Here is an 18,107-nt window from a genome sequence, read left to right as displayed (position 1 = left end):
ATTAATTGTACTTCGTTCAGCGTATTGCTAAGGTTAATACATGCTCCTGTTGTTAGGGAGGCAGCACCTATGATCCTCGTAATCCAGCTACAATTGCCGATAATGTGGGAGACAATGTTGGTGATGTTGCAGGAATGGGAGCCAATTTATTTGGATCGTATGTAGCACCAGTTTTAGCAGCAATGGTTCTTGGGAATTATGTAATAAAAGATATAGTTGGTCGAAACATTCAGGATGCTTTTGGAGGTATAGGACCTATTTTGTTACCAATGGCAATTGCAGGTTTCGGAATTATATCTCTCTATAGGAACGACATTAGTAAAAATTTCTGATGATAACGCAAAGGAAGCACAAGTGCAAAAAGCCTTGAATATCAGGAAATTGGGTTTCGATTGTTTTAACGGCGATTGCATGTTTCTTTTTTGGTGCAATATATGTTGCCAGAAACGATGACGATGAGTTTCTTTGGTGAAGGTTCGAAAGATATTTCTTCAATGCGTGTTTTCTATGCGGCTATTGTTAGGTAATTTAGGAGGAGCTATTTCTTCTGTTACGGAATATTATTTCGGATTAGGTACAAAACCAGTATTGGCAATAGTACAAAAATGAGTCTACGGGAGCTGGAACAAACGTAATTGCAGGTTTAGCAACAGGAATGATTTCTACTTTTCCAACAGTATTACTATTTGCTGCAGCAATCTGGATTTCTTATGCGTTAGCTGGGTTTTACGGAGTAGCATTAGCAGCATCAGCAATGATGGCTACAACTGCGATGCAATTAGCAATTGATGCTTTTGGTCCAATATCGGATAATGCAGGAGGAATCGCTGAAATGAGCGAATTACCAAAAGAGGTACGTACAAGAACAGATATTCTAGACTCAGTAGGAAATACTTACAGCAGCAACAGGAAAAGGATTTGCTATTGCTTCGGCAGCATTAACTTCACTAGCATTGTTTGCAGCGTATGTAACTTTTACAGGAATTGACGGAATCAATATTTTTAAAGCACCAGTTTTAGCAATGCTTTTTGTGGGTGGAATGATTCCGGTCAGTTTTTTCTCAGCTTTGGCTATGAATTCTGTCGGAAAAGCAGCAATGGACATGAGTATATGAATCGTACCAGTTTAGAGAAATCCCTGGAATAATGGAAGGAACTGGAAAACCAGAATATGCAAAATGTGTCGATATTTCGACTAAAGCCGCTTTACGCGAGATGATGCTTCCAGGAATCTTAACAATTGGTTTTCCTATTGCAATTGTATTGTTAGGAAAATTGGTTTACGGAAGTAATAATCAATTGATAGCCGAAATGCTTGGAGGTTATATGGCGGGATTATGTTTCGGGAGTTCTTTGGGCAGTTTTTCAAAATAATGCAGGAGGAGCTTGGGATAACGCAAAAAAATCTTTTGAAGCAGGAGTACTTATTAATGGAGAAATGACTTATAAAGGCTCTGATGCACATAAAGCGGCTGTGACAGGAGATACAGTTGGAGATCCATTTAAAGATACATCAGGACCATCAATGAATATTTTGATCAAACTAACGTGCTTGATAGGATTAGTAATTGCTCCGATACTAGGCGAAGGACACTCAGCTTCAGGAATGGCAGAAGAAGGTTCTTGTTGCGCTAAAACAGAAATGCATGGCGGACATTCTAAATGTGATATGTCTAAAATGGCAACAATGACCAGAGAAGAATGTGCGCAAATGTGTAAAGAAAAAGGATGTAGTCCTGAAGAGACTGCAAAATGCTTAGCAAATTATGACGCAAACGGAAAATACCTTCATAAAAGAACCGATTGTTTTGATACAACTAAGTACACTAAAACAGAAGCAGTTAGAGTAGAAATTGTGAATGTAAACGGTTTGGTTGTAGGAACAGTTACAACTACCGTAAATGGTAAGGTAGATACTAAGACATTTAAAGGGACAGAAGCAGAAGTGAATGCTCAAATTGATGCTTTGAAATAAGTAAATGACTTAACTCAAATAACATTGTCAATTAACAATGTTGCATAATAAAAAAATGCCTCTAAATTATATTTTAGAGGCATTTTTTATGTTTTAAAACAATCCGTTTAGTTCAGCATCAATTCTATTGATGATGTCGCCTAAATCTTCTGGATTATCTACAAAGTTTATATTGTCAACATCAATTATTAAAAGTTTTCCTTTGGTGTATGTTTGTACCCAAGCTTCATAACGTTCGTTCAGACGGCTTAAATAATCAATAGAAATAGAGTTTTCATATTCGCGGCCACGTTTGTGTATCTGTCCTACTAAATTTGGGATAGAGCTTCTTAAGTAAATTAACAAATCGGGTGATTTTACCAATGTTTCCATTAGTTCAAACAAAGAAGTATAATTTTGGAAATCACGACTTGTCATCAAACCCATCGAATATAAATTGGGAGCAAAAATATAAGCATCTTCATAAATGGTTCTATCTTGAATGATTTTTTTACCACTTTCTCGAATTTGCTGCACTTGGCGAAACCTGCTGTTTAAGAAATAAATTTGCAAATTAAACGACCAACGTTCCATTTGATGATAAAAATCATCCAAATAAGGATTGTCAACCACATCCTCAAAATGGGGTTCCCACTTGAAATGTTTGGCCAGTAATTTCGTTAGAGTTGTTTTTCCTGCGCCTATGTTTCCTGCTATTGCTATGTGCATTACGGTATTATGATTTTATAATTTGTAATTCCTCCAAATGTAAAAATAGATAAAATTTGGTCTTTGTAGTAGAAATTCCCAAACGTTTTTTCTGAAATTTCAATTTGCAATGGATTTCCTAATTCGTGCTTAGTGATATCTTTAAAAAACAATAAATTAGTCCTCTTAAAAATATATTGATGGCTGTTTAAAATAGTTAAATCATCAAAATCAGGTATTTTTCCTAAAGTAACTACTTTTCCAAAGATATCACATGAAAACCAATTGTTCTTTTCGTCTATCCAATAAAAAACGTTGAAATTCGATTGATAGTATTTTATGTTTCCCGATAGAGGTGTTGAGATGGTTTTATACTCATCTTTTAAATAATTATAAAGGCCTATTTGTTGGTTTAAGGTATTGTAGACCCAAAGTTGGTTTTGTGAGGCAATTCCAATTCCAGAAGCAAGGATAGGAGCTGTGTTTCTTGAGAAATTAATTCTATTTGTTTCGTTGAACTGATTATCGAGTAAAATTACGGTGTTGAAATCTTCATAAAATAGAACAACTTTAAGAGGATTTTCTACATCAACTTTAGTGATTTTTCCTAATGAGATATTTTTATATTCGTAAGCATCTTTGCCGTTGGTCTTAATAAATCGGTTGTCTTTTATTAAATAAGAGAAACCAAAAGAATCGATTCCTGAAAATTGATCTGCATCCAAGGTTATACTATTTATTGTAGCAATCTGGATTTTCTTATCCTGAGAAAAAGCTACTGAAAATGAGTTAATAAGAATCAGAAAAATCAAATTTTTATACATTGTCGTTTTGGTTTTAATAACTCATATTTTGAATAGGTAAATTACAAAAATACTTAATTGCTATTTGTTTTAGTCTAATTATTTGGGGGAGTTAATATGTAATAGAACGGCTTTTTTATGATAATCTTATTTAAATACTTATTTGTTTATCGATTTGGATAATTGATTTGTCATTTATTAAATGAAAAATATTTTACGATGATCGTTTCTCCTAGTGTGCTATAAGTGATATCAGTACATTGTTCAGTCTCTATGTATATTGCTTTTAGCGAAAAAAATATTTGTAGTTTTTTAATTACGAATCATTTTTTGTTTTAAAAAGAGAATATATTTGTGTAGCTTACTATTAACAAAATATAATTTATATGCGAAATTTTTTGCTGAGTACTTCGGTACTTTTTTTTGTAACATCATTTTCATTTGCACAAAACCAAACTCTCGAGAAAGCTTCTTATTTGTCTAAAGATAATGATCAGGGGTTAAGGATAAAATTGAATTTACTGGAAAACAATAAGTATGAAATGGTTTTTTTGGAAGGTGATTATGAAGTAAAAGAAGATTCATTATTGCTAAAAGGTAAAAATAGAGACGGAGTTGTTTTTGATGTTGATTTTACTTTTGATACACCTGGGAGTGCAGGAAAAATTAAAGGAAAATTTGAAGAAACATTATATTATGGTTTCTATATTGGTACACAGAACGGAAATGATCCCGTTCAATATCAAAAATTATCAGATGTAGAAGTCGTTGGAGACCCAAGTGCAGATTCATCACTAAATTTTGAAATTGATCATGCTCAATTTTTATATCTTGTTTATGAAGGATATGATAGTAATACGCCAAGTAAAGTATTAAAATATGAGATTCCTGCCAAAGCTACAGGCGTAGCGATAAAGTATCAGCCGTATTCTGATAATCCTGAGTTAAAAGGTTTTTTTGATAAAAAGAAAAATGAGTTAGTGATTTTTGAAATAACGGGTAAAAATCCGTTGACTTTTCAAAATGCAAAAGCACTTAATAAGGATTCAGTAAAAACAAAGTTGCTTCCTCTGGAAAATAAAAGTATTAAAGATTGGACTTATCCAGGCAAAGAGCCGCTTCTTACAGAAGATTGGGGAGTTGGTATAGATAGTGTAGCTACAGCGGTTTATGATGTTGCACCAAAAGTAAATTTTAAACTAAAAGTAGAAAAATCTTTAGCAGATGCAATAGAAGTAACCCAAGTTACAGGCGATAAGTTTTTGATTGTATACAATGATGCTAATAATAATTCGGCTCAAACCTATTTTGATGCTTTTATTAAAAGTCAACAAGAGACTTTAGGATATAATTTTTATGAAACATATGATCCTCAATATGATGTTTATAATTACTATTTGACTAATAAAAATGATAAAAGCTGGTTAAAGAAAAATAAAATTTCAGACTCACCAAGTATAATTATATTAGATAAGAACGGAAATATTCTTGCGACTTCAAAATCAAATTTAATCGATAAACAATATCAGTTTACGTATTATGATGCTCTTTATATTAAGCTTAAAAAAGCAAGTGCTTTGACCGATTTTAGTAAAGTCATTACCAATAAAAAGGCTAGTGATGCTGATTTGATAAAAGCGTTTAATGCTGTTTCGGTATTTACAGACATCTCAGATGATTATTATAGTGAAGAGCCTGTTGAAGGAGATTTTATATTTGCTAAATCTGCTTTGGATAAAAAACAAGTACAGTCAGTTTGGGAAAAGATTATTATAGCACATCAGAAAGATACAAAGCCTAATATGATGCTTGTAGAATCTATTCTGGCAGAAATTAAAAGTGCAGGGTTTAATAAAGTGATGTTTAAAACAGATAAAGTTTTAAATGATACCGATTTTAAATCGATAGATTATTTGCTGAAACATTACGATGCAATCGAAACTCAAAGCCAAGAATACAATGCAAAAGATGACACGCGTGTTGCAATAGGAGATTTAAGCTCAGAAATCTCGAGTGTTTTGCAAAATAATGCCATATTTTACGCTGATGGTGGAGTTAAAGAAAAATCTGACGAGAAAAAAGTAATGGAAACATATCAGAAATTAATCTCTGATGGAAAGGGTAATTTCGAATCTTATAGAAGTTACTTCTATTATTTGGCAGCCAATGCAGCCAATGGAGATCCAGATAATTTATATTTAAAAGAGTTTGACATTTATTTTGATAAGATGTTGGTAACGCAGGAGAATTTAATTCAAAGACTAGACGAAATGTATGGTGCAGATGTTTCTACCTCTTATTACGGTTGGAAAGAGTTTAAAGAATATCATACGAATCTTTGTAATGATGTTGCTTGGTTTACTGTATTACATTCCAATGATACTGCTTTTATCAAGAAAGCAATTAAATGGTCAGAATATAGTTTAATCGTTAAAAAAAATGATCCCTATTATCTGGATACATTAGCACAATTATATTATAAAGACGGGCAAAAAGATAAAGCAATTAAAACGCAACAAATAGCCATACAGTTTTTCAAGGATGTTGAGGAAGAAACTAAAATGGAAATTCAGGAAACATTAGTTAAAATGCAAAACGGAACCTATTAAGTTTTAAAAAGCCTTTGAAGATTATCTTCAAAGGCTTTTTTTTGTTCTTAATTTAATCATCTTTACTCTTAAATTATTTAAGGTTGAAATAAAATATGTTGTTAGTGTTCTTTAGATATTTAAATACAAATGAGTCTTTTTTCTTATTAAATCACTAAGTTTGAATTATAAAATTAAAATGTATGAAAAAAATAATTATCCTTGTTTTGCTTACTTATGGAGGAGTAGTTTTCTCGCAAGCAATTAAGAAGCCTTTAGTTTCGGCAATTACAGATAAAGATCTTAGAACAGACATGTATCAGATGGCAGGAGATCATTTTAATGGTCGTGAAGCTGGAACTCTGGATGAGTTAAAAGTGTCAATGTGGTTGGCAAATAAAGCAAAAGAAGCAGGAATGGCACCATTAGGAGATGATGGAACTTATTTTCAGTTTTTTGATTTGTACAGGCATCAGGTTACCTCTAATACAAAATTTAAAATAGGGAAAAAAGAATATAAATTGTGGAAAGAAGTTTTGGTAGCAGAAACGACAAATAGTAAGGTTGATGCTCCACTATTATATTTAGGAGCTGCTACAAAAGAAGAAATTGAGAAAGCAAATATTAAAGGAAAAGCTGTTGTATTGTTGGCTTCAAAGGAAGGAATTGCAGATGATATTTCTCTTTTTGACAGACGTTATCCAGGGCTTGTAAGGAATAAATATTATGATCTTGTAGTAAAAAAAGGTGCAAAGGCGCTTATTATGGTTGCAGATGAATTAGCTGAACAAAGTTGGTCGCAGGTAGAGCCACAGATGACAAGAGGTATATATGGGATTGGAGATTTTCGTGATAAAATAGGGTCGACTATGCCTGTTTTTTGGGTACATAATGATCAATTAGCTTATTTAAAAAAGACTAAAGATAAATTATCTGCTGAGGTAGTTTCTGAGACTTATAAATACCCTTCTGTAAATGTAATTGGAAAAGTAGAAGGGACAGATCCTAAATTAAAAAATGAGTATGTACTTTTTAGTGGACATCAGGATCATGATGGAGTAAGACAAAAATATGGTCAGGACTCTATTTATAATGGAGCAGATGATAACGCTAGCACTTGTGTTGCAATGTTAGCGATTGCAAGAGCTTATAAAAAACAACCAGGAAAAAGAACAGCTTTATTTGTATTTCATGGTTCAGAAGAGCGTGGTTTATTAGGCTCAAGATGGTACGCATCTCATCCAACAGTTCCAGAAAAGGATATCGTTGCAGTTTTAAATGGAGATATGATTGGACGAAATGATGTAAATCAAGCAGCACTTTTAGGCTCTAGTTCCCCTCATGAAAATTCATCAGATTTGGTTAATATTGCTAAAAGAGCAAATGATGAAGGTCCAAAATTCGAATTAGATAAGCTTTGGGATAAACCCGAACATCCAGAGTATTTTTATTTTCGTTCAGATCATTTACCATATGCACGCAAAGGAATACCAGCAGTTTTCTTTACGAGCGTTTTACATAGCGAATACCATACACCAATGGATGAAGCGGAGAAGATTGATTACGTAAAATTACGTAAAATGACAGAGTGGATGTATCGTACTGGCTGGATTTTATCAAATGATGCAAATCGTCCTAAAACATTGCCTAATGTACAATTAGAAAGATAAAAAAGTTTTTTTATAAATAAAGCCCAATTTCTAATTTTAGAAATTGGGCTTTTTATATTTAAAGTAAAGTAGTTGTCAAAAAAAAATCTAACAATCTAAGTTAGTCTATAATTACAATCCAAATGCAGCTTTTACCTGATCAACAAAATCAAGTTTTTCCCATGTGAATAATTCAACAGTAACCGTTTTTTCGTTTCCTCCTGGAGCAGAAAAAGTTTTAGTTACAGTTTCAGGTTTACGTCCCATGTGGCCGTAAGCAGCAGTTTCGCTATAAATAGGATTTCTTAATTTTAAACGTTGCTCAATAAAGTAAGGACGCATATCAAAAATAGCTTCTACCTTTTTAGCGATTTCACCGTTAGTTAAGTTTACTTTAGAAGTTCCGTAAGTATCAATAAAAATACCCATTGGTTTTGCAACTCCAATTGCGTAAGAAACTTGTACCAAGATTTCATCAGCGATACCAGCAGCAACTAAGTTTTTAGCGATATGACGTGTAGCATAAGCAGCACTTCTATCTACTTTACTTGGATCTTTTCCAGAGAAAGCACCACCACCGTGAGCTCCTTTACCACCGTAAGTATCTACAATGATTTTTCTTCCAGTTAATCCAGTATCTCCGTGAGGTCCTCCAATTACGAATTTTCCAGTTGGGTTAATATGATATTGAATTTTATCATTGAATAAATGTGCGTGAGTTGGGTTTTTAGCAATAATTCTTGGGATAAGAATTTCGATAATATCCTTTTTGATTTTAGCAAGCATTACAGCTTCTTCATCAAAATCATCATGTTGAGTAGATATTACAATTGCATCGATACGTGTTGGCTTATTGTCATCACTGTACTCTAATGTAACTTGAGATTTAGCATCAGGACGTAAATAAGTGATCTCTTTATTCTCACGTCTTAAAATAGCTAATTCTTGTAATAATTTATGAGATAAATCAAGTGCCAAAGGCATATAATTTTCAGTTTCATTAGTTGCATAACCAAACATCATTCCTTGGTCACCAGCTCCTTGTTCTTCAGGATTTGCTCTGTCAACACCTTGATTGATGTCAGCAGATTGTTCGTGAATTGCAGATAAAATACCACAAGAGTTTGCCTCAAACATATATTCGCTTTTTGTGTAACCAATTTTTCTGATTACATCGCGAGCGATTTGTTGTACATCTAAATAGGTATTTGATTTTACTTCACCAGCCAAAATTACTTGTCCAGTAGTTACCAAAGTTTCACAAGCTACTTTAGAATCAGCATCAAATGCTAGAAAATTATCAATTAATGCATCTGAGATTTGATCCGCAACTTTGTCCGGATGTCCTTCGCTAACAGATTCTGACGTAAATAAATAAGCCATAATATTTATTAAATTAAAATTATAAAATTAAGCGAGGAAAAAAATAATTGCTGGAAATGCTAAAGGAGGATTCCTGCTTTAGCATTTTTTAATACTGAAATGAAAATCTTTCAGCATCCATAATGAATGTTTTCATTATGAAGAGGTTGCAATCAGTTCAAATTTTTCCTCTGTATTTGGGTGCAAAGGTATAAAACCATTTTGAATTGCAAATTAAACTTTTGTTTTTTTAATTTAATAAAGAGAAATTTAACATATTCGACTTATTCTATAGAGTTTAGAAAATAAATCGACTTTTGTTTGGTAGACTAAAAAATAGTTCGCAAATTTGTCCCAACAAAACAAAAAAGGAAAATGAAATTCACTGTTAACAATATGATGTCTTGTAAGATGCCGGAATATTCCGCAGAGATACTATTGTAGTTTTTTTTCAAAAATATATATAGAACCTCTGCAAATTGCAGGGGTTTTTTTGTTTAAAGAAGAAAAATATAACAGCATGTCATTTTAAACCAAAACAATAACAAATCAGTAAAAAGCAATGAAAAAAAATGTAGCATTAGTTTTAGGTCTTTTGACATTTTCAGGCATTTATGCTCAGGAAAATAAAGGAGAAAGATACTTTACAAAATAATGAATTATCAGAAGTTACAATAATCGGTTCTAGGAGTAAAAACAGAGTAAAGACTGATGTGCCAGTGCCAATCGATATTTTTAATATTTCTGAAATAACAAAAGGTGCACCACAAACCAGTGTAACTCAAATATTAAATTATGTTGCGCCATCATTTACAAGTAATCCCACTTCAACAGCAGATGGAACCGATCATATTGATCCAGCACAATTAAGAGGACTGGGGCCAGATCAGGTTTTAATACTTATAAATGGTAAAAGAAGACATACAAGTGCATTAGTTAATATTAATGGAGCACCCAAGAGGTTTGGTAGGAACAGATTTAAATGCGATACCATCATTTGCAATCGAAAGAATTGAAGTTTTAAGAGATGGAGCGGCTGCTCAGTATGGTTCAGATGCCATTGCGGGAGTAATTAATATTGTATTGAAGAAAAATGCTAATTTCCTCTCAGGGGAGGTGCAATATGGAGCAAACATTTCTTCTGGATCAAATAACTTCAAAGGAGGTACAGATGGTCAATCTTTACAAGTAGACTTAAATTACGGAACATCTTTAGGTAAAGAAGGAAGTTTCTTGAATGTTACAGGTAGTGCTGTTACAAGACAGGCAACAAGTAGAGCAGGAATTAGAAGTAATAATATATTTAATGCATATAATGCTGTTGAATATAGAGCTGCTCAGAATGGAGTAAATATCAATTCATTATTTAGTAACATTAATACGACTCCAAATTCAGCTCAGATTATTAGTTCGCTGCAACAATATGCTCCACAAGTAGGTTATTTTACACCCAGCTCAGCAAACGGCAATTTCATCAGCAACAGCATCACTCAAATGCAAACCGCATTAGGTTTTGATGTAACTAATAATGAGATTAATTATAGAGGACAGGAAAAGAAGTGATTATAATATGAGCGTTGGTCAATCAGAATTAGCGTCGGGACAATTGTATTATACTGCAAAATATCCTTTGACTGAAATTACATCATTGTATTCTTTTGGAGGAGCTTCATACAGAAATGGAAAATCTTATGCTTTTAACAGGCTTCCAAATGGTTCTGGAACATTTACACAAGTCTATGCAAATGGATTTTTACCAGAAATAGAATCGGATATTCTAGATTTATCTTCTGCAGTTGGACTTACAACTCAATTATTTGGTTTCGATACAGATATTAGTACAAACCTTGGAACCAATTCTTTTAAATATGATGTGAACAATACTATCAATGCTACATTAGGAACAAATTCAGTAGATAGTTTTTATGCAGGAAAAGTTTCATTTCTACAAAGCACAACCAATTTAGATTTAAGTAAAAAATATGATGTATTAGGAGGATTGAATGTTGCTTTTGGAGGAGAATTTAGGTATGAAAATTATCAGATAAAACAAGGAGATGTTGAGTCTTATGGTTTGTATGATGTAAATGGAAATCTTGTTTCGGGAATTTTACCTGGCAACTCACCATTAATTGTAACTGACTTTTTTGGTGCTAAGCGTGGAGCAGGAGCACAAGGATTCTCAGGATTTCAACCATCAGATGCTAAAGAAAAAGACAGAAGGAGTGGTGCAGCTTATATTGATTTAGAGTTAAATGTAACAAAAGATTGGCTTTTAAATGGAGCAGCTCGTTACGAGAACTATTCAGATTTTGGTAGTACAGTTACTTTTAAATTAGCCTCTCTTTTAAAACTTACAGATAACATCAACTGGAGAATTTCTGGACAAACAGGATTTAGAGCGCCATCATTGCAACAAAAATATTTTGAAAGCAGTTCGACACAATTTATTAATGGTTCTCCGTATCAGGTAGGTTATTTTACAAATGATTCACAAGCAGCAAAAAGTATTGGTGTTGAAAATCTAAAAGCAGAAACATCTAAAAGTATCAGTACAGGTTTTACGTTTAAAATTCCAGAAGCAAATATAACAATTGCTACAGATGCCTATTTTACAAGAATTGACGACAGAGTAGTTTTAACTGGCCAATATTCAAGACCAACTGATGCACAAATAAATGGGGCAACATCCCCAGGACAAAAAGATGCATTGACATTGTTTCAACAAGCGTTTGATTTAAAAGGTGTGGAAAGAGCTTCATTCTGGACAAATGGAATCAATTCTGAAACGAAAGGGATTGACTTAGTGATTTCTCAGAAATATAATGTCATTCAAGATTTTACAATCAAAAATGATTTTGCGTTAAGTTATAACACTACAAAAAGAGTTGGAGAGTTAAATGTGCCACAATCAATTATTAATGCTGGAGGTGATCCTTATAAATATTCATTTTTCCCTGAGTCAAGCCGAGTTTATTTAGAAGAAGCGATTCCTAAATTAAAAGCTAACTTAATGACAACTTTCAATATTAAAAAACTGGATATTTATTTAAGAAATAGCTATTTCGGAAAAGTTACAGATCAGGAGCAACAGATGTAAATTTAGATGGTTTTTCTTCTGTTTATGAGCACCCAGAATATAGCGCAAAATTAGTTACTGATTTATCTTTTGGATATCAAATAAATGAGCACTTAAGAGTAACACTTGGAGTTAATAATATTGGAGATGTTTATCCAGATAGAAATAATCCGGCAACTCCAAGCTTTACGAATACAACGCCGACATTATGACCTCACCAAGCACCGATTTAAGTAACGCAAACCAATTTGCTTATTCTCGGGCAGTATCACAATTTGGATTAAACGGAAGATTTGGTTTTGCTCGTTTAGCTTTAAAATATAATTTATGTTTTACTGGCGTATATTGAAATTTAAAACAGACACTCAGTGATTTTGTTAAAAAATAACCATTTAAGTAATGTAAGTTCATTTAAGTATAATCTATCTAGAAAAACTTATATTTTCTTAAATTACTTAATATGGTTAAAAAAAACGAAGTGTTTAAGTAATAATAATAACAGATTATTTAGTTAGGAAATCTTTTTATGTAAAAAGTAATTTTTAATTTGGTAGTTTAAAAAATAGTTATTACATTTACCCTATCAAATTAGTAGGATTAAAATAAATAAAACAATTTTATAAAATGAATTCAATAGCAAATAAAATGATGATGTGTTGTATGATGTGTATGTGCATCCCAATTTGCTATTGCCAAAAGTGAAAGATTAAATCTTTGTTATAGTTAGAACTATAAGCCCTTTTGGTAGCCATCCGAAAGGGCTTTTTTTTATTCCATAATTAAAATTTAGAAATCATGAAAACATTCTATAAAATTTCAAGAGTAATTCAAACTTTATTGAAAACAGACACCAAAAGAATTTTGGGCGTAATACAAACTAAAAAAAATAATACAAACGAAATAAAAGGGAAATTGTATTCGAGTGAATCAAACTCATTATTGTTTCAGATGTATGTCCACGAAGATGAAGGTCTTTTTATATAAAACAGAAAAAATAATTAAAAATATAAACACACAATCATTTAACTAATTAAAAAAAACAGAACCCATGAGCACACAAAAATTCGCAACAAACGCATTACACGCAGGACATGATGTAACAAAAAATGGTAACACAAGAGCAGTGCCTATTTACCAAACATCATCATATGTTTTTAATAATTCCGACCATGCAGCCAATTTATTTGGTCTAGCCGAAGCAGGTTTCATTTACACACGATTAAACAATCCTACAAACGATGTTCTGGAACAACGGCTGGCTGCACTAGAAGGAGGTATTGGAGCAGTTGTTACAGCATCTGGCGCATCGGCAATTGCAACAACTTTGTTGACACTGCTTAAAGCTGGGGATCATATCGTAGCTTCTAATAGTTTATATGGAGGAACTTATAATTTATTAAAAGTCACTTTACCAAGATTAGGAATCACAACCACATTTGTAGATCCATCAAATGCCGAAAATTTTACTAAAGCAGCTAAAGAAAATACAAGAGTATTTTTTGTAGAGTCATTAGGAAATCCAAAATTAGATGTATTGGACTTAAAAGCAATTTCGACAGAAGCTAAAGCGTTTAAGGTTCCATTTATAGTTGATAATACCGTTCCAACACCATATTTACTTAATCCAATAACGTATGGAGCAAACATTGTAATTCATTCTTTGACGAAGTATATCTCAGGAAACGGAACTTCTTTAGGAGGAGCAATTATCGATGCAGGGACTTTTGATTGGGCAAACGGAAAATTTCCTGAATTTACAGAGCCATCTGCGGGTTACCACGGATTAGTTTATAACGAAGCGCTAGGAAATGCGGCGTTCATAGCTAAAGCACGAATAGAAGGATTACGTGATTTTGGCTCAGCATTAAGTCCATTCAATGCTTTTCAGATTATACAGGGATTAGAATTGCCAATTCGTATCAAAAAACATAGCGAAAATGCATTGGCATTAGCATCATGGTTAGAGGCACAAGATGAGGTGGTTTGGGTAAGTTATCCAGGTCTTAAATCAAATAAATATTATGATTTAGGACAAGATATTTACCAAAAGGACGAAGTGGAAATATAACTTTTGGATTAAAAGGAGGTTTTGAAGCAGCCAAAAAAGTAGCTGATGAAACAAAGTTGTTCTCGCTTTTGGCTAACATAGGCGATACGAAGTCATTAATTATTCATCCTTCAAGTACAACACATCAACAATTATCAGAAGAGGAACAAGTTTCAACAGGAGTTTCAAAAGACTTGATTCGACTTTAGTAGGAATTGAAGATATAGACGATTTAATTGCCGATTTACAGGCAGTTTTTAAAAATATAAAAAGTGCGCAATTAGCATAAATTAGAAAGTTAGGTTTTTTTGTTTTTTGTTAGAAAAATTGCCTTTAACCACGTGAGCAGGGTTAAAGGTGATTTAGAAAAAAGTATCAAAAACAATAGCACAAAGTAAAAATTCAAAACAATATTTCTTGAGTTGACTTCGCAGCATAGGTATAAAAAAAACAAACACAGAATTTCACGAATTGGCACTAATTGGTTCGGAAATTAATTTCACAAACTAAGTTATTACCATTAAGATTTGTGTGAATTCGTGAAATTCGTGTTTAAATTGATTTATAATATTTGCATGTAGAATGTAATTTCTTGAATTTATTTTAAAATAAAAGTAAAATTATGTCAAAGCTTAAAATAAACATCATCCTTTTTGGAATAGGAAATATTGGGAGTACTTTAATCAATCAAATTATTGAAAGTCAAGCTTTCTTTAATGAAAATAAAAGCATTGATTTGAGATTTCCGATCATAACCAATTCAACATTGGCATTCTTTGAAAAGGAAGGTGCAGAAAACGCATGGGAGGCTAATTTTGTGCATCTTGCAATTCCATTTAAAGTAGATGATATTATTGCTTTTGCAAAAGAAAATGCATTTGAAAATTTAATTGCTGTCGATGCTACCGCAAGCGATGAACTGGTAGATCATTATATCCCATTAATCCAAAACGGATTCAACATAGTGGCGGTAAATAAAAAAGCCAATACGTTACCAATTCATTTCTATAAGGAGTTAAGAGAGAATCTTAAAAAATATGATAAAGAGTTTTTGTATGAGACTTCTGTAGATACTGGATTCCCAGTATTACAAACGATTAGAGATTTATACAATTCAGGAGAGAAAATAACAAAAAAGAGTGTGTTTTTTCGGATTCATTAAGTTATGTATTTAATCGATTTTCATCGGAAGATATTTGTTTTTCTGAGGTTTTAAAAGAAGCCGAAAAACTGCAGTTAGTAACATCAGATTATGAGAGAGATTTATCAGGTAGCGATGTGGCAGAGAAACTACTTATTTGACCCAGAGAGATTGGAAAAGATTTTGAATTTTCGGATATAAAAATCACACCGCTTTTAAGACCATAATCAATACGGGTTAAACGCAAAGTCAAAACGAGTACTCAATAAAGAGGTACTGGATAAGTCTTTTAAAATTGCAAAAATTACACAGGCCGATAATCATGTTTTGAGATATGTTCAAGATATATTTTTTGGAGAATAAACTAGAGGTGAAATTAGTTTCAGAATCTACTAAAACAGCAATCGGGCAATTAAAAGGATCAGATACTATTTTGAAATTTACACACAATCTTACGGAAACATTCCGATAGTTATTCAAAGTGCAGCTGCAGGAAGAGAAGCTATAGCTAGAGGAGTTATAACAGACATTCTAAAAGTTGAGAAAAAATAAAAAATAAAGAAGCTATTTGGGCTTAGAAATTTTTGAAATTGAATTTTATATTCAATTTTTTTTGATTTAAAATCTGATGTTCTTTGAAATTTATGTTTCAGTGAAAGGAGTTTTCAAACAGCTGAGAGTTTAAATTTATAGCCTATTGCGAGGTATTTAGTCGTTAAAAAGTAACATTTCGTCGTTTTTTTTGTTTTTTAATGCGAATTTAACGTGATTTTATCATTAAAATAAGGATTCTGGCTTGGTTAATACGAAAATATGTCGCATATTTGTTAAACCAAAAAGATACCAAAGATGAATTTTAATATTTGTAAAACGAATAAGGTCATGTCGGAGAAATCCGATGGGAAGTCTGTTGCTTAGAATTATATCTACTCAATTATATAGCAAAGTCTTCCAATAACATTGGAGGGCTTTTTTTTTGGATTATGCAAATATTGAAATTTTAAAAAATAAATAATAATATTAAAATGAATAATAACTCGAAGTTTAAGATGATGCAGAATGTCGCGCTTATTTGCGTACGCGTCCATTGATTTCCAAAAGTATTATAAGTTTAAACGACTTAAACCCTTTTCGTATAATTATCCAAAAGGGTTTTTTTTTGGCATCAAGATATTCATTTAATAAACAAACACAAATAAACAATTATAAAAACTTACGTTATGAGCACACAAAATTACTTCGCAAAAAGGTTCGGATTCTTCAAATTCTTTAGAACTAAAAAAAGTATAATCATTCAAACAACAAATGAATTGGCACATCCAAGATTTGGGATGGAAACTACAGATGAGACTGCAGCTAAAAAAGCGCCTAATTCTTTGCTTTTCTTGATGTATTCTACAGAGAATGAAACATTATTTATTTAAATTAAAACTTTAAATAAAATACAAGCCAACAATAAAATTTTTCTGGATATATATGTCCAGCGGTTGCTTGTACGTGATTGTTTTGTTTGAGCTATTTTGTAAACGACCAAAATCAAATGAATAAAAAATTTGGTCGTTTAAGAAAATAGTAGTTTATTTGTCCATTAAGTTCAAAAACGTATTGAAATGTTATAAAGAAAGGACGAGGGATTAGACCCTATGAATCCTTAGCAACCCTTCGATAAATCGAAGAAGGTGCTGCATTCTACCACGCCCAACGTGGAAAGATAACACAAAGAATTTCTCTAGCCTTGCTCTAGTTTTTTCTTTTTAATATTTCCATGTACAAATCAAAAATTACAAAAGATTTGAAATTGGAAAATAAAACCAACCCGATTATTTTACAGAATTTTGTCACCGAAAGTGGCGCATCGTATGCAACGATTAACCTAAGTTATGAACTTTTTGGTTTGCCATTATATACTGCACCTATAGTTTTGGTAAATCATGCATTAACAGGAAATGCTCAGGTCACGGGCAGAAACGGTTGGTGGAATGATCTAATTGGCGAAACTAAAACGATCAATACTGCTAAATATACAATTCTAGCCTTTAATGTTCGAGGAAATGGCTATAATGGTAATTCTATTGAAAATCATGCTGACTTTACAGCCAGAGATATTGCCCAATTTTTATAGAAGGAATTGAATTCTTAAAAATGGATCAGTTATATGCAATTATAGGCGGTTCTGTAGGTGGTGGCATTGCATGGGAAATACTAGCATTAGAACCTCAAATCACTAAACATTTAATACCGATTGCAAGTGATTGGAAAGCTACCGATTGGTTAATAGCAAACTGTTATTTGCAAGAGCAAATCTTGAACAATTCTTCGAAACCAATAGAAGATGCTCGAATTCACGCAATGTTATGTTATCGTTCGCCAGATTCTTTCAAAGAAAAATTTCAGAGAACCAAAAATGAAGAATTAGCTATTTTTAATGTAGAAAGCTGGTTGGGTCATCACGGGGAAAAACTGCAGAAAAAGGGTATTAAATCTCATCATATAAATTAATGAATCAGTTGCTTAAAACAATTGATATTACAAGAAATACTGCTGATTTTAAAACTTTACTATCAAAAACAACTGCTGATATTCATATCATAGGAATCAATTCGGATTTGTTTTTTACTGCAAAGGAAAATAGGAGGCCTATAAAGTAAAAAAGTTTAAAGAAAATGTTTCTTATAACGAGATAGATTCTGTTCACGGACACGACGCTTTTTTAATCGAGTACAAACAATTAGATAATTTGCTTGCTTCTATTTTTAGAGCAACATAAAATACAACA

General features: G+C 32.2%; 17 protein-coding genes, 3 pseudogenes and 1 riboswitch. Of the genes and pseudogenes, 17 read left to right on the top strand and 3 right to left on the bottom strand.

The features are described 5' to 3' along the window. Positions 1–104: 104 nt before the first annotated feature. The 3 genes and pseudogenes from AC1RYN_RS03280 (at position 105) to AC1RYN_RS03270 (ending at position 1,975) form a co-directional block, all read left to right on the top strand. Positions 105–332: a sodium/proton-translocating pyrophosphatase gene (locus AC1RYN_RS03280; protein WP_481805818.1), complete on the top strand. Its 228-nt coding sequence runs from the start codon at positions 105–107 to the stop codon at positions 330–332. Positions 333–655: 323 nt separating this feature from the next. After that, positions 656–1,115, top strand: a pseudogene (locus AC1RYN_RS03275) (sodium/proton-translocating pyrophosphatase). A gap of 31 nt (positions 1,116–1,146) precedes the next feature. Beyond that, positions 1,147–1,975 (top strand): annotated as a pseudogene (locus tag AC1RYN_RS03270) (sodium/proton-translocating pyrophosphatase). 93 nt (positions 1,976–2,068) lie between these two features. Here AC1RYN_RS03270 and AC1RYN_RS03265 read toward each other — a convergent pair. Both AC1RYN_RS03265 and AC1RYN_RS03260 read right to left on the bottom strand, forming a co-directional pair. Further along, the gene (locus AC1RYN_RS03265) at positions 2,069–2,683 is read right to left on the bottom strand and encodes a deoxynucleoside kinase (protein ID WP_481805817.1); all 615 of its coding nucleotides are present in this window, start codon (positions 2,681–2,683) and stop codon (positions 2,069–2,071) included. Beyond that, the gene (locus AC1RYN_RS03260; RefSeq protein ID WP_481805816.1) at positions 2,683–3,486 is read right to left on the bottom strand and encodes a hypothetical protein; all 804 of its coding nucleotides are present in this window, start codon (positions 3,484–3,486) and stop codon (positions 2,683–2,685) included. The genes AC1RYN_RS03265 and AC1RYN_RS03260 overlap by 1 nt, the downstream gene beginning before the upstream one ends. Before the next feature lie 365 nt (positions 3,487–3,851). On the opposite strand from AC1RYN_RS03260, the gene AC1RYN_RS03255 reads away from it, so the two are divergent. Then, a complete protein-coding gene (locus AC1RYN_RS03255) occupies positions 3,852–6,074 on the top strand; it encodes a hypothetical protein (RefSeq protein WP_481805815.1) in 2,223 nt (740 codons plus the stop codon). Positions 6,075–6,256: 182 nt separating this feature from the next. Beyond that, positions 6,257–7,723: a M28 family metallopeptidase gene (locus tag AC1RYN_RS03250; RefSeq protein WP_481805814.1), complete on the top strand. Its 1,467-nt coding sequence runs from the start codon at positions 6,257–6,259 to the stop codon at positions 7,721–7,723. Positions 7,724–7,834: 111 nt separating this feature from the next. On the opposite strand, the gene metK is transcribed toward AC1RYN_RS03250, so the two are convergent. Next, complete coding sequence (metK, locus tag AC1RYN_RS03245) at positions 7,835–9,085, bottom strand: methionine adenosyltransferase (RefSeq protein WP_129539910.1); 1,251 nt, start codon at positions 9,083–9,085, stop codon at positions 7,835–7,837. Between the two features lie 593 nt (positions 9,086–9,678). On the opposite strand from metK, the gene AC1RYN_RS03240 reads away from it, so the two are divergent. The 12 genes and pseudogenes from AC1RYN_RS03240 (at position 9,679) to AC1RYN_RS03185 (ending at position 17,979) form a co-directional block, all read left to right on the top strand. Further along, a complete protein-coding gene (locus AC1RYN_RS03240) occupies positions 9,679–10,080 on the top strand; it encodes a TonB-dependent receptor plug domain-containing protein (protein WP_481805813.1) in 402 nt (133 codons plus the stop codon). Next, positions 10,010–10,627 (top strand): TonB-dependent receptor plug domain-containing protein, encoded by a 618-nt coding sequence (locus AC1RYN_RS03235; RefSeq protein ID WP_481805812.1) that lies wholly within the window; start codon positions 10,010–10,012, stop codon positions 10,625–10,627. The genes AC1RYN_RS03240 and AC1RYN_RS03235 overlap by 71 nt, the downstream gene beginning before the upstream one ends. Beyond that, positions 10,593–12,164 (top strand): TonB-dependent receptor plug domain-containing protein, encoded by a 1,572-nt coding sequence (locus AC1RYN_RS03230; RefSeq protein ID WP_481805811.1) that lies wholly within the window; start codon positions 10,593–10,595, stop codon positions 12,162–12,164. The genes AC1RYN_RS03235 and AC1RYN_RS03230 overlap by 35 nt, the downstream gene beginning before the upstream one ends. Positions 12,165–12,351: 187 nt before the next feature. After that, the gene (locus AC1RYN_RS03225) at positions 12,352–12,492 is read left to right on the top strand and encodes a hypothetical protein (protein ID WP_481805810.1); all 141 of its coding nucleotides are present in this window, start codon (positions 12,352–12,354) and stop codon (positions 12,490–12,492) included. A gap of 446 nt (positions 12,493–12,938) precedes the next feature. Further along, entirely contained in the window at positions 12,939–13,127 is a 189-nt protein-coding gene (locus AC1RYN_RS03220; RefSeq protein ID WP_481805809.1) for a hypothetical protein, read from the top strand. 64 nt (positions 13,128–13,191) lie between these two features. Beyond that, a pseudogene (locus tag AC1RYN_RS03215) lies at positions 13,192–14,479 on the top strand (O-acetylhomoserine aminocarboxypropyltransferase/cysteine synthase family protein). Between the two features lie 333 nt (positions 14,480–14,812). After that, entirely contained in the window at positions 14,813–15,352 is a 540-nt protein-coding gene (locus AC1RYN_RS03210) for a hypothetical protein (RefSeq protein WP_481805808.1), read from the top strand. Continuing rightward, a complete protein-coding gene (locus AC1RYN_RS03205) occupies positions 15,298–15,492 on the top strand; it encodes a hypothetical protein (RefSeq protein WP_481805820.1) in 195 nt (64 codons plus the stop codon). The genes AC1RYN_RS03210 and AC1RYN_RS03205 overlap by 55 nt, the downstream gene beginning before the upstream one ends. Before the next feature lie 1,059 nt (positions 15,493–16,551). After that, a complete protein-coding gene (locus AC1RYN_RS03200) occupies positions 16,552–16,755 on the top strand; it encodes a hypothetical protein (RefSeq protein ID WP_481805807.1) in 204 nt (67 codons plus the stop codon). A gap of 186 nt (positions 16,756–16,941) precedes the next feature. Continuing rightward, a riboswitch (SAM riboswitch) is annotated at positions 16,942–17,049 on the top strand. An 80-nt stretch (positions 17,050–17,129) separates the two neighbouring features. Then, entirely contained in the window at positions 17,130–17,453 is a 324-nt protein-coding gene (locus tag AC1RYN_RS03195; RefSeq protein ID WP_481805806.1) for a hypothetical protein, read from the top strand. 20 nt (positions 17,454–17,473) lie between these two features. Further along, positions 17,474–17,830, top strand: coding sequence for a hypothetical protein (locus AC1RYN_RS03190; RefSeq protein ID WP_481805805.1), 357 nt, complete (start codon positions 17,474–17,476; stop codon positions 17,828–17,830). Beyond that, the gene (locus AC1RYN_RS03185; protein WP_481805804.1) at positions 17,830–17,979 is read left to right on the top strand and encodes a hypothetical protein; all 150 of its coding nucleotides are present in this window, start codon (positions 17,830–17,832) and stop codon (positions 17,977–17,979) included. The genes AC1RYN_RS03190 and AC1RYN_RS03185 overlap by 1 nt, the downstream gene beginning before the upstream one ends. Positions 17,980–18,107: the final 128 nt, after the last annotated feature.

The organism is Flavobacterium sp. TC780, from assembly GCF_056783245.1.
The sequence above is the reverse complement of the archived record's forward strand: the minus strand, read 5'-3'. Positions and strand labels throughout refer to the sequence as shown.

Excerpts from the sequence above, each read along its gene's own strand:
- AC1RYN_RS03265 (WP_481805817.1), bottom strand. The coding sequence starts at position 2,683 with ATGCACATAGCAATAGCAGGAAACATAGGCGCAGGAAAAACAACTCTA.
- AC1RYN_RS03260 (WP_481805816.1), bottom strand. The coding sequence starts at position 3,486 with ATGTATAAAAATTTGATTTTTCTGATTCTTATTAACTCATTTTCAGTA.
- AC1RYN_RS03255 (WP_481805815.1), top strand. The coding sequence starts at position 3,852 with ATGCGAAATTTTTTGCTGAGTACTTCGGTACTTTTTTTTGTAACATCA.
- AC1RYN_RS03250 (WP_481805814.1), top strand. The coding sequence starts at position 6,257 with ATGAAAAAAATAATTATCCTTGTTTTGCTTACTTATGGAGGAGTAGTT.
- metK (WP_129539910.1), bottom strand. The coding sequence starts at position 9,085 with ATGGCTTATTTATTTACGTCAGAATCTGTTAGCGAAGGACATCCGGAC.
- AC1RYN_RS03240 (WP_481805813.1), top strand. The coding sequence starts at position 9,679 with ATGCTCAGGAAAATAAAGGAGAAAGATACTTTACAAAATAATGAATTA.
- AC1RYN_RS03235 (WP_481805812.1), top strand. The coding sequence starts at position 10,010 with ATGGAGCACCCAAGAGGTTTGGTAGGAACAGATTTAAATGCGATACCA.
- AC1RYN_RS03230 (WP_481805811.1), top strand. The coding sequence starts at position 10,593 with ATGAGATTAATTATAGAGGACAGGAAAAGAAGTGATTATAATATGAGC.
- AC1RYN_RS03225 (WP_481805810.1), top strand. The coding sequence starts at position 12,352 with ATGACCTCACCAAGCACCGATTTAAGTAACGCAAACCAATTTGCTTAT.
- AC1RYN_RS03220 (WP_481805809.1), top strand. The coding sequence starts at position 12,939 with ATGAAAACATTCTATAAAATTTCAAGAGTAATTCAAACTTTATTGAAA.
- AC1RYN_RS03210 (WP_481805808.1), top strand. The coding sequence starts at position 14,813 with ATGTCAAAGCTTAAAATAAACATCATCCTTTTTGGAATAGGAAATATT.
- AC1RYN_RS03200 (WP_481805807.1), top strand. The coding sequence starts at position 16,552 with ATGAGCACACAAAATTACTTCGCAAAAAGGTTCGGATTCTTCAAATTC.
- AC1RYN_RS03190 (WP_481805805.1), top strand. The coding sequence starts at position 17,474 with ATGGATCAGTTATATGCAATTATAGGCGGTTCTGTAGGTGGTGGCATT.
- AC1RYN_RS03185 (WP_481805804.1), top strand. The coding sequence starts at position 17,830 with ATGAATCAGTTGCTTAAAACAATTGATATTACAAGAAATACTGCTGAT.